Below are 10,061 nucleotides of genomic sequence, written 5' to 3'. Positions count from 1 at the left end.
CGCCATCTCCCGGGTGATGTCCAGCATCTGCCCGGCAGTGAGGCCGGCCGGTTCGAGGAAGACGGCCAGTTGGTTTCCGCAGAACACGCGGTCCGTGAAGACGTCGAGGTGCAGGTAGCGGTAGGCCATTTGGCCGGAAATGCTATACCATAATCGGTCCGGACGCAGTCATCGGTCCCTGGTGGTCACAGAGAGAAAGGAGTTCCACTCATGTCCTCGAAGTTCCTGGCGGCGCTGTGCGGAGCGCTGGTGTTGACGGTCGGCGTGGCAGCCGCGCAGAATGCTCCGGCCGAGAAGAAGGAGAAGTCCAAATTGCAGCCTGGCACCTACGCACACTTCGTGACGACCGAGGGCGGGTTCACGGTCAAGCTGTTCGACAAGGAAGCCCCGAAGACCGTGGCGAACTTCGTCGGCCTCGCCGAAGGCACGATTGACCCCATCTCCGGCAAGCCCGGCAAGTCGAAGCCGTTCTACAACGGCCTGACCTTCCACCGGATCATTGCAGGGTTCATGCTCCAGGGCGGCGATCCGCTCGGCACCGGGACCGGCGGCCCCGGCTACCGCTTCGCCGACGAGTTCAGCCCGAAGCTGAAGTTCACGAAGGCCGGCATCCTCGCGATGGCCAACGCCGGGCCGAACACCAACGGCAGCCAGTTCTTCATCACGCTGGGCCCGACCGAGCACCTGAACAACAAGCACACGATCTTCGGCGAGGTCGTCGAGGGCATGGACGTGATCAAGAAGATCGGCAGCGTGAAGACGGGCGTCAACGACAAGCCCGTGACGCCGGTCATCATGAAGACCGTGACGATCGAGAAGGTCACGCAGTAGGCCCTGACGGTCTTTGTCACCCATGGGCAGCGGCCAGCGGCCGGTGTGTTGCTCGCGGCACACCGGCCGCCGGCCGAGCCTTCCGCACTTCATCTTTCCTCTTTCATCCTTCCTCCTTCCTCCTTGTATTTGTGCGTGATCTCCCGCCGAGCTCGGAGTAGGATACGCTGATCGACTCCGGTTGCTGGAGGTTGGGAATTCATGGACGGTAGTGAATCGGTTCTGTCGCACATTGCCTACATGATGGTCGTGCAGCGGGGCGACCAGGAACGCTATCGGTTCCTCCGCACAACCTTCAGGGACAAGCCCGTCGAGGTTGTGTGGGACAGGCGCCTTGGCGAACGGCGCCGGCGGCTCGATGAGGCGGAAGCCGACCGCCGCGGCCACGATCGCCGAAGTTCGCCGCCCACGAGCTGGAGCAATCTCGGCTTCCTCGTCACGCGACTGCGCAGCGAACACCCGTAACGTCGAGTTCTCCGCCGCCAGGTCCGAGCTCACCTCCTCCAGGAACCCGTTTCCCCCATCGGTGTCCAACCGAATAGAACCAGAGAGCGCTCTCCACATCGTCAACACGCCCGGCCCAAGGCCTCGGCGTTTTCTCGATTCAGGAGGTGCGCTGTGCCTTCCAACCTGTTCGACACGATTGTCGAGGTCCGCCCGGCCGTCCGGGGTGGTCGTTTCTCGGCAATTCCCGTCTCCATCTTCGTGCACGTGCTGGTGCTGATCGGGCTGGTGGTGATTCCACTGCTGGCGAGCGATGTGCTGCCGCTCGTGCAGGCGGGCTCGATCGACTCGATTCCGATACTGGCGACGCCGGTCCCGCCGAGCGTCCCGGCTCCGGCCGTCCGTCGCGTCGTGCCAGACGTCGTGAACCAGGACATGGTGCCGCTGTTCGCGCCCGAGGGGATCGGCAGGGAGCGGATGATCCAGGCGGCCCCGCCGACCGACATCACCGGCCTGCAACTGGGGGTGGTGGATGGCGGCATCGACGGAGGGACGGCATTCAACACGGTCGTTGAGCCGCCGCCCCCGCCGCCGCCGACAACGCCGATCCGAATCACGAGGGGGCTGAAGCCGCCGGTGAAGATTCGGGACGCCGTGCCGATCTACCCGGAGACCGCGCGGATTGCCCGTGTCGATGGGATGGTGATCATCGAGGCGGTGATCAGCGCGACCGGCGACGTGGTCGAAGCGCGCGTCCTACGCTCGCGCCCGTTGCTGGACGAGGCGGCACTCGCTGCCGTGCGGCAGTGGAAGTACACGCCGACGCTGCTCGGCGGCACGCCGGTTCCGGTCGTGATGACGGTGACGGTGAACTTCACACTGCGATGAGGGCGTCCATCGCCAGGTTCCGGAGCTGGAACGCCCGAGCGTCATTGTGGAACACGACTGCCCGCCTCGTCGAGGGACCTGGCGCCATCTTTGACCAGCACGGCTCCGCGGCTGCGTCCGGATGGCGACGCGCCCGTCGGCTTCAAACCTGCCTGCTCCGCCATCGCGAGCGTTCGGGCGAAGTCGTCGACCGGCACGTGGCCGCGCGGCTCGAGCACGAGAAGCGTGCCGCCCGGTCTCAGCGTGTCGCTCAACTGCTGCAGCAGCCGCTGGCGGTCGGGCACCTCGTGGATCATGTGGATCGCCACCACGAGATCGGCCGCGCCCCGGAACGTCGCGAGGCCCAGGTCGTCGCCGGCGCACACCCGGGCACTGATGCGATCGGCAACGCCTGCGCGCCGCGCACGACGCAAGAGGCCGTCGATCATCTTCTGCTGCAGGTCCACGCACACCACCCGCCCCTCGGCACCGACCATGCGGGCCATCGGGACGCTGAAGTACCCCATCGCGCAGCCGGGCTCGACGATGGTCATGCCGGGGCGGACGTACGGACCGAGCAGGCGTTCGGGCGACTCGAAGAGGCGCCGAATCGGGCTGGCCAGCGCGTACCCGAGCCACCAGGGACAAACGTGACGTGCCGCATCGGACGGCAGGCGGCCTTTCGACGAAGACGAGGGATCGTGTGTCATCATGCTCTAGAATACGAGCAATCGCTCGTGTTGTTCGATCGCATTTGCCGATCGCCAGCATGAGCCGAAACGGATCTCCAAGGTCCGCTGTGGGCGCTGGAAAGCTGGCGCACTGTCAGTCGTCGGCGTTCGATTGCGTCGGCGCACTCGACGAGGCGGTAGAGGTCATCTGTCGCTACCTCGAGCGGACACTGCCGCCACCGTCATGATTGGCATACCGCACGGCAGTCCCACGTTTCCCGAGGATTCGCGGCCATTCACTCGACGGGGTCCATTGGCCCGGTCTTCGCATTCCATGGACGATCGCGACCGAGGCGCGACGACGGCGGTCGTCCAGCGGTCAGGCCCGAAGCGTTGCCTTGGCCGAGGCAGATCCGTTTCCCGGCCTGTGAAGGAGCACGTATGACTCGGTGGAGCATGGCGGTGGTGGTCGTCGCGGCGATCCTTCTTGGGGCCCCCGTTCGCGGGACCGCGGCAGCCGCCGACCGGCTGAGCCTGGCCGGCCAATGGATGCTCAATCGGGCGCTGAGCCAGTTTCCACGCGAGGTCGGCTTCGGCGCGGACATGTTCTCGGGCCCCGGTTCGGGCTCGGACACCGGCGACCGGTCGGGCGGTGGAGGCACGGGGCTCCCCGCCGCCTTCGCGTCGTTTCGAGAGAGTCCGGACGACGCCAAAAGACGGGAGCAATTGATCGAGGAGGTCAGGACCCCGTCCCCGTACCTGACGATCGCCCAGACCGAGGCCGCCGCCACGATCACGGACGCGCGCGGCCGATCGCGTACGTTCCACCTGGACGGACGAGAGGAATCCCAGGCGCTCGATCAGGTGCCGGTCGCGACGACCGCCAAGTGGGACGGCACCCGCCTGGAGGTCCGGTACAAGGTCGAGCAGAACCGCGAACTCCGATACACCTACTCCCGCACGGTCGATCCGCCGCGGTTGGTCGTGCAGGTGCAGTTCGTCGAGCGCGGGGGGCACGACACGGTGACACGCGTCTACGAGCCGTCCAAAGGACCCGAGCCGGCTCTGCCGGATCGCGCCACGCTGCCGGAAATGCCCCGGCCGATGGCGGCGCCGCTTCCAGGTGCCGCGCGCGCCTCGGAACTAGGCACGCCGCTCGAACCCGCGTCGTCCGGACGCGCCCAGACTCCCCTTGTCGCCCAAGGCCCGGACGCGGAACTCAAGGGCCTGTCGAAGCTCGGCGTCGTCGTCGAGGACCTGAGTTCGCAGGCCACCGCCTGCGGCTTGAGCCAGACGCCCATCGAGGCGGCCGTGTCGAAAAGCCTCTCCGACGCCGGGTTCAAGGTCAATCGCAACTCCGACGAGGACACGTACGTCTACGTCCACATCATGACGACCAGCGTGTCGGCAGGCCTGTGCGTCTCGCGATACGACGCCTTCCTCTACACCCACACGACCGCCACGCTGTCGTATCAGACGACGCCGATGCTCGTGCAGGTGTCGCTGCTGCACAAGGGCGGCGTCGCCGGCGGCGCTCCCGCCGCACACGCCGACGCGGTCGTTCGTGGCGTGAAGCAATACGTCGATGAGTTCGCCAAGCGGATCCGCGACGTCAATCGATGACGCGACCACGGGTGTGCTCCTGATCGCCCGCCGCCCCCGTCCACGACCAGCTCCCTGACGAAATCACTCCAGGAGAGAGTCCCCCACGTTCCCTCTCCCGTTCGCACGCGTACAATGGGACGCCCCACGGAGGTGAAGACATGCGTCGAATGCTCGTCGTCCTCATCGGTCTCGGCGTCGCGGCCGCTGGCCTGGTGGCTCAGTCCGGGAAGGCGATCGACCCCGCGAACATGGACACTACGGCGAAGCCCTGCGAGACGTTCTACCAATACGCGGACGGCGGGTGGCTCAAGGCCAACCCGGTACCGGCGGACAAGAGCCGCTGGGGCTCCTTCGAACAGCTCGCCGACCACAATCGCGACGTCCTGAAGTCGATCCTCGACGAGGTCAGCGCCCGAAGGGACTGGCCGAAGGGGAGCACCGAGCAGAAGGTCGCCGACTTCTACGCGAGCGGCATGGACGAAGCCGCCATCGAGAACGCCGGCACGATGCCGCTGAAGCCCTTGTTCGCCAAGGTGGACTCGGTCAAGACCGCGAAGGACCTCGCCGTCGTGCTCGGTGAGCTTCGGCGCAGCGGCTCGAGCACCGCGTTCAACTTCGGGGTCGCCCAGGATCCAAAGGAGAGCACGCGATACATTGGGAGCCTGAGCCAGGGCGGTCTGGGCCTGCCCGACCGCGACTACTACCTGAAGGACGATTCGACGTCGAAGGACATCCGCGACAAGTACCTGGCGCACGTGGCGAAGATGTTCCAGTTGGCGGGCGAGATGCCCGACGCGGCCGCGGCTGGGGCTGCTGTGGTGATGGACCTCGAGACCAGGCTCGCAAAGGCCAGCGTCACGCGCGTCGAGAACCGCGATCCGCAGAAGACCTACAACAAGATGACGCTCGCCGACCTGCAGAAGCAGGCGCCCGGCTTCGACTGGACGGCGTACTTCGCGCGGCTCGGCGTGACCGAGGTGCCCGCGATCAACGTTCGTCAGCCACAGTTCTTCCGCGCCTTCGCCGAGATGAGCGCCAGCGTGCCCGCCCCCGAGTGGCGCACCTATCTTCGCTGGCATCTCATTCGTGTCACGGCCGACGCGCTGCCGAAGGCCTTCCAGGACGAGGCGTTCGCCTTCAACGGCAAGGTTCTGAACGGCGTGCCGCAGCAGGAGGCGCGCTGGATGCGGGTCCAGGCCATGACGGACCGCGTGCTCGGCGAAGCGCTCGGCCAACTCTACGTCCGTCGTGCTTTCAGCCCCGCGGCGAAGGCCAAGATGATCGAGCTCGTGGCGAATCTGCGCGCCGCGCTGAAAGAACGCATCGAGAAGCTTCCGTGGATGGGGCAGGCCACCAAGGCCCAGGCGCTGCGCAAGCTCGCCGCGTTCGGCGTGAAGGTCGGCTACCCGGACAAGTGGCGCGACTACACCGCGCTCGAGATCACCCGCGACTCGTACGCGGCCAATCTGATGCGGGCGCAGCGCTTCGAGGCCGCTCGCAACATGGCCAGGCTCGGCCAGCCGATCGACCGCACGGAATGGGGCATGTCCACGCCGACGGTGAACGCGTACTACTCCGCCAGCATGAACGAGATCGTGTTCCCAGCCGGCATCCTCCAGCCGCCGTTCTTCGATCCGAACGCCGACGACGCGGTGAACTACGGCGGGATCGGCGCCGTGATCGGCCACGAGATGGGACACGGCTTCGACGACAGCGGGAGCCAGTTCGACGCGGACGGCAACCTCGAGAACTGGTGGACCGAGGCCGATCGCGCGGCCTACAAGGCGCGGACGGACCTGCTCGTGAAGCAGTACGACGCCTACGAGGCGCTGCCCGGAGAACACGTCAACGGCAAGCTGACGCTCGGCGAGAACATCGGCGACCTTGGCGGGCTCACGATCGCGTATGTCGCGCTCCAGAAGACGCTGGCGGCCAAGGGCCGGCCGGCCTCGATCGACGGCTTCACACCGGAGCAGCGGTTCTTCCTCAACTGGGCGCAGGTGTGGCGCCAGACGATCCGCGACGAAGCGCGGCGCGTGCGGCTGGCCACCGATCCGCACAGCCCCGGTCAGTTCCGCACGGATGGCCCACTGAGCAACATGCCTGAGTTCGTCGGCGCGTTTGGCTGTGCGCCAGGGTCACCGATGGTTCGACCGGATGGGGTGCGGACGAGTATCTGGTAGGGCGAGATCGTCATCGAACCCATGGCTGACTCCGATCCTGCGCCGCAGCCCACCCGGTGGCAGCAGACGTTCGCTGCCCTGCAGCATCAGAACTATCGGTTCTGGTTCTGGGGGCAGCTCGTCTCGCTGTTCGGCACCTGGATGCAGGCGACGGCGCAGGGCTTCCTCGTGTACGAACTCACCCACTCGGCGCGATACCTCGGGTTCGTGGGATTCGCGGCCGGTGTCCCCATGTGGGCGCTCACTCTGTACGGCGGAGTGGCTGCGGACCGCTTCTCGCGCCGGTCGCTCATGGTCGTCACGCAGACGGTGATGATGACCCTCGCGTTCATCCTGGCCGCCCTGACGTTCCTTCATGTCGTGCAGCCGTGGCACATCATTCTGCTCGCCCTGTTGCTGGGCACGGCGAACGCGTTCGACGCTCCCGCGCGCCAGGCCCTGGCGAGTGAACTCGTGCCGCGGGAAGACCTCACGAACGCCATCGCGCTCAACTCGACGATGTTCAACACCGCGACCGCGATAGGGCCGGCGGTTGCGGGCGTCGCGTACGCGGTGTTCGGCCCCGGGTGGTGCTTCACGATCAACGGCCTCTCGTTCATCGCCGTCATCATCGCGCTGCGGTTGATGAAGCTCGAGCATCGCCCGGCAGCCCGGCGCGAGGGCGGGTCGTTCGCCCAGCTCACGGAGGGAATCCGGTACGTCCTTCGCGAGCCGGTCATCCGGACGACGATCGGCGTGGTGGCCGTGACGAGCCTCTTTGCGCTCTCGATGGCGACGCTCGTGCCCGCCTGGGCGGTGGAGGTCCTCCATGGCGACGCGACCGTCAATGGGCTTCTCCTCTCGGCGCGCGGCGTTGGATCGCTCGTCGGCGCCCTGCTGCTGGCGTCGCTCGGCAGGATGGCCGCCCGGGGAAGGCTTCTGACCGTGGGCTCGCTGGTCTACCCGACCCTCCTGTTCGTGTTTGCGCTCGTCACCTGGCTTCCCGCCAGTCTCGTCGTGCTCGCCGGCGTCGGTGTCGGCACCATCCTGGTCCTCAACCTCGCGAACGCCATCGTGCAAACCTCGACGCCCGACGATCTCCGGGGCCGGGTCATGGGCGCATACACCTGGATCTTCTTCGGCTGCATGCCAATCGGCGCGCTCTGGACCGGCCTGACCGCCGAACATCTCGGCGAACCGGTGGCCCTCGTGATCAATGCCGGCTTGGCGATGCTCTTCGCTCTCGCGGCCCTTCTCTTCTTTCCGAGGCTTCGCCGGGAGTAGATCGAAGGTGGCGCCCACGCCCCCCGGCAGCCCCGGAGGACGTGGGACGGTGGAGTCTACTTTCCGACCACGAGAATGGTGAACGTGCCCGGCAGCATCGGGCCGCGAACGGGACGGCGTCCCGCGGCCGGCGCGGCTGCGTCGGCGGGGGGTGGCGGCGGTGGAGGCGGGCCGTACTCGGCGGCCATCGTCAGGATGTGGTTGGTCTTCGTATCCAGCGTGAGGCACTTGGCCCCAACCATCGTCTGGAGGTTCTGTTCCACCTCGAAGCTGGTCGGGCCGTTCTCCTTGACGATGGTCATCGTTCCGTTCCCGTGCGAGCTGAAGACCTCCATGGTCGCCGGATTGAACACCGCGCCGTCCGAGCTGCCGGCCAGCGGCAGCGTGGTGATGATCTTGCCGTCGTCCGCGTTGAGAACGACCATCATCGGCTGCGCGGGCGTCACCGGCGGATTCCCGGACTGGCCGCACGCCGCGAAGAGCACATGGTTCTTGACGTCGAGCGCCAAGCCGTTGCACCGGCTCGCCTTCTCGATGAAGTCGTAGTGCGCGGTGACCTTCATCGTCTTGGCATCGACGACGGCGACGTTGGCCTTGTCCTGGATGACGACGTAGATACGGCCCTTGCCGTCACTGACGGCCTGTTCCGGCACGCCGTCGAGCGCCACCGTGCCGACTACCGTGCCGTCCTTGGCGTCGATGACCGTCGCGTCCTGCGTCGGATGGCTGAGCACCCAGATCCGCTGATTGAAGGGATCCGCCAGGATGCCGTCCCCGCTGCCCTGCATGTCGATCGTCTTGATCACCTTCAGCGTCTTGGTGTCCCACATCGCGACCGGCTTGCTGCTGGCGAAGCCGTGGCCCGACGCGAGATCGACTGCCGCGCCATTGGCCCTGATGTCGGGAATCTCACCGATCGGCGCGAGCGTGTCGAGATCGAAGACCGTTACCCGGGCGGGCGTGGGGGGCGTACCCTGCACCGCGCCGCGCGGAATGTAGACGCGGCGCGCGGCGACGTCGGCGTAGATGTAGTCGAATCCGCCCAAGCCGCCCACCTTCGCGGTCTCGAGCACTTTGTACGGTCCGGCGCTCGGGGCTTGTCGGGCAGAACCGACCGACGCGAACACCGCGATCGCCGCGGCAACTGCGAGACAGGAACGTCGCATAGGTTCTCTCCTTGAAGTTCTGACTTCACGCCGAGCCCTGCCGTTGGCACACCGCCCACCGGCATGCTTCCCAGGCGTTGTCGCGGAACGGCTGTGTCGGGCTTCATCTGGCTCCGACGTTCCGCTCGACCCCAATGATAGTGGCACATTCGTCCAACGCATCACGGATGAGAGAACTTCCGTGAAGTCAGGGTGTCTTCCCCAAGCCAAGACCGGGGGTCAATGCGCGGCGATGTGTTCGTCGAGCTGCGCGTGCCAGGCGCCGGGCTCGAAAGTGCCGACGGGCGAGTCCTCGCCAAACAGCAGGTCGACCAGGTGGCGCGGCGTGCGGCCGCCGATGTGCATCGCCTTCACACACGACACACAGTACACGACGACCTGCTGGCGCGGCATTGCCGCCGCCCGCCTGAGCATCTGCGCCCGCACCTTGTGATCGCTGGCGAGTCCGACGAAGCTGTCGCCGCAGCAGACGGCCTTCGTGCGTGCCCAGGCGGGCTCGACGACCGTGACGTTCATCCGGCGAAGCAGGGCGCGCACGGCTTCGTGAACGCGGGGCTGGTTGCGCGTTGGACAGGCGTCGTGGACGGTCATTTCGACGCCTTGATAATCAGGGAACGGGAAAGTCCGGCTGCAGGCGAGCAGTTCCCACGCGGAAACGGTCGAGATGCGGCCGTCGTACAGCTCGCGGTACCGCCGATCGCATCCCGGGCAGACGTTGATGACCTCGGCGCCTGGCGGCAGCTCCGGGTGATTCCTGCAGCAGGTGTCCAGCACCGCGACCTCCTCCCCATCGGCAGAGAAGAACTCGTGAAGTCTGGCTGCGAGTGCTGGCTTGTGCAGCACGAGCGCGCATCCCGGTGCAAACAATCGCGGCATGTATGTGGCACTCCTCCGTCGGGCGAAAGGCAGGAAGCAGTATGCCAGAGCGGCATCGCCGCGGCTGGCCGCTTTCGGACCCGGTCTTCACGTGGTCGTCGAGCAAGGGCGGCGGGAATCGGCGGTCTTCAGACCCCGAGCGTGGAGGACGTATC

General features: G+C 66.6%; 9 protein-coding genes. 6 read left to right on the top strand and 3 right to left on the bottom strand.

Features of this window, described 5'->3' with window-relative positions:
- The first annotated feature begins 210 nt into the window (after window positions 1-210).
- From VGK32_12860 to VGK32_12850, 3 genes are all read left to right on the top strand, one after another.
- Entirely contained in the window at window positions 211-831 is a 621-nt protein-coding gene (locus tag VGK32_12860) for a peptidylprolyl isomerase (GenBank protein HEY3382657.1), read from the top strand.
- Between the two features lie 201 nt (window positions 832-1,032).
- Window positions 1,033-1,296 (top strand): hypothetical protein, encoded by a 264-nt coding sequence (locus VGK32_12855; protein HEY3382656.1) that lies wholly within the window; start codon window positions 1,033-1,035, stop codon window positions 1,294-1,296.
- A gap of 153 nt (window positions 1,297-1,449) precedes the next feature.
- Window positions 1,450-2,163 carry an energy transducer TonB gene (locus VGK32_12850; GenBank protein HEY3382655.1) on the top strand — a complete coding sequence of 238 codons (714 nt, stop codon included), beginning with the start codon at window positions 1,450-1,452 and terminating at the stop codon, window positions 2,161-2,163.
- 41 nt (window positions 2,164-2,204) lie between these two features.
- Here VGK32_12850 and VGK32_12845 read toward each other — a convergent pair whose 3' ends face one another.
- A complete protein-coding gene (locus tag VGK32_12845) occupies window positions 2,205-2,855 on the bottom strand; it encodes a class I SAM-dependent methyltransferase (protein HEY3382654.1) in 651 nt (216 codons plus the stop codon).
- A gap of 399 nt (window positions 2,856-3,254) precedes the next feature.
- On the opposite strand from VGK32_12845, the gene VGK32_12840 reads away from it, so the two are divergent.
- The 3 genes from VGK32_12840 to VGK32_12830 all read left to right on the top strand — a co-directional run bounded on the left by VGK32_12840 (window position 3,255) and on the right by VGK32_12830 (window position 7,864).
- Entirely contained in the window at window positions 3,255-4,436 is a 1,182-nt protein-coding gene (locus VGK32_12840; GenBank protein HEY3382653.1) for a hypothetical protein, read from the top strand.
- A gap of 140 nt (window positions 4,437-4,576) precedes the next feature.
- Window positions 4,577-6,601, top strand: a complete 2,025-nt coding sequence (locus VGK32_12835) for a M13 family metallopeptidase (GenBank protein ID HEY3382652.1) — start codon at window positions 4,577-4,579, stop codon at window positions 6,599-6,601.
- Between the two features lie 21 nt (window positions 6,602-6,622).
- Window positions 6,623-7,864: an MFS transporter gene (locus VGK32_12830; protein ID HEY3382651.1), complete on the top strand. Its 1,242-nt coding sequence runs from the start codon at window positions 6,623-6,625 to the stop codon at window positions 7,862-7,864.
- 56 nt (window positions 7,865-7,920) lie between these two features.
- Here the strand turns inward: VGK32_12830 and VGK32_12825 are convergent, their stop codons facing one another.
- Both VGK32_12825 and VGK32_12820 read right to left on the bottom strand, forming a co-directional pair.
- A complete protein-coding gene (locus VGK32_12825; GenBank protein ID HEY3382650.1) occupies window positions 7,921-9,030 on the bottom strand; it encodes a hypothetical protein in 1,110 nt (369 codons plus the stop codon).
- A gap of 219 nt (window positions 9,031-9,249) precedes the next feature.
- On the bottom strand, window positions 9,250-9,906 hold the full coding sequence (locus VGK32_12820; protein ID HEY3382649.1) for a (Fe-S)-binding protein: 657 nt from the start codon (window positions 9,904-9,906) through the stop codon (window positions 9,250-9,252).
- Between the last annotated feature and the right edge of the window lie 155 nt (window positions 9,907-10,061).

Source organism: Vicinamibacterales bacterium (assembly GCA_036504215.1).
In the GTDB taxonomy this organism is placed as follows: domain Bacteria; phylum Acidobacteriota; class Vicinamibacteria; order Vicinamibacterales; family Fen-181; genus FEN-299.
The sequence above is the reverse complement of the archived record's forward strand: the minus strand, read 5'-3'. Positions and strand labels throughout refer to the sequence as shown.

Bases quoted from the DNA above. Each gene is read 5' to 3' on its own strand.
- VGK32_12830 (HEY3382651.1), top strand. From the start codon at position 6,623: ATGGCTGACTCCGATCCTGCGCCGCAGCCCACCCGGTGGCAGCAGACG.
- VGK32_12845 (HEY3382654.1), bottom strand. From the start codon at position 2,855: ATGATGACACACGATCCCTCGTCTTCGTCGAAAGGCCGCCTGCCGTCC.
- VGK32_12855 (HEY3382656.1), top strand. From the start codon at position 1,033: ATGGACGGTAGTGAATCGGTTCTGTCGCACATTGCCTACATGATGGTC.
- VGK32_12835 (HEY3382652.1), top strand. From the start codon at position 4,577: ATGCGTCGAATGCTCGTCGTCCTCATCGGTCTCGGCGTCGCGGCCGCT.
- VGK32_12820 (HEY3382649.1), bottom strand. From the start codon at position 9,906: ATGCCGCGATTGTTTGCACCGGGATGCGCGCTCGTGCTGCACAAGCCA.
- VGK32_12840 (HEY3382653.1), top strand. From the start codon at position 3,255: ATGACTCGGTGGAGCATGGCGGTGGTGGTCGTCGCGGCGATCCTTCTT.
- VGK32_12860 (HEY3382657.1), top strand. From the start codon at position 211: ATGTCCTCGAAGTTCCTGGCGGCGCTGTGCGGAGCGCTGGTGTTGACG.
- VGK32_12825 (HEY3382650.1), bottom strand. From the start codon at position 9,030: ATGCGACGTTCCTGTCTCGCAGTTGCCGCGGCGATCGCGGTGTTCGCG.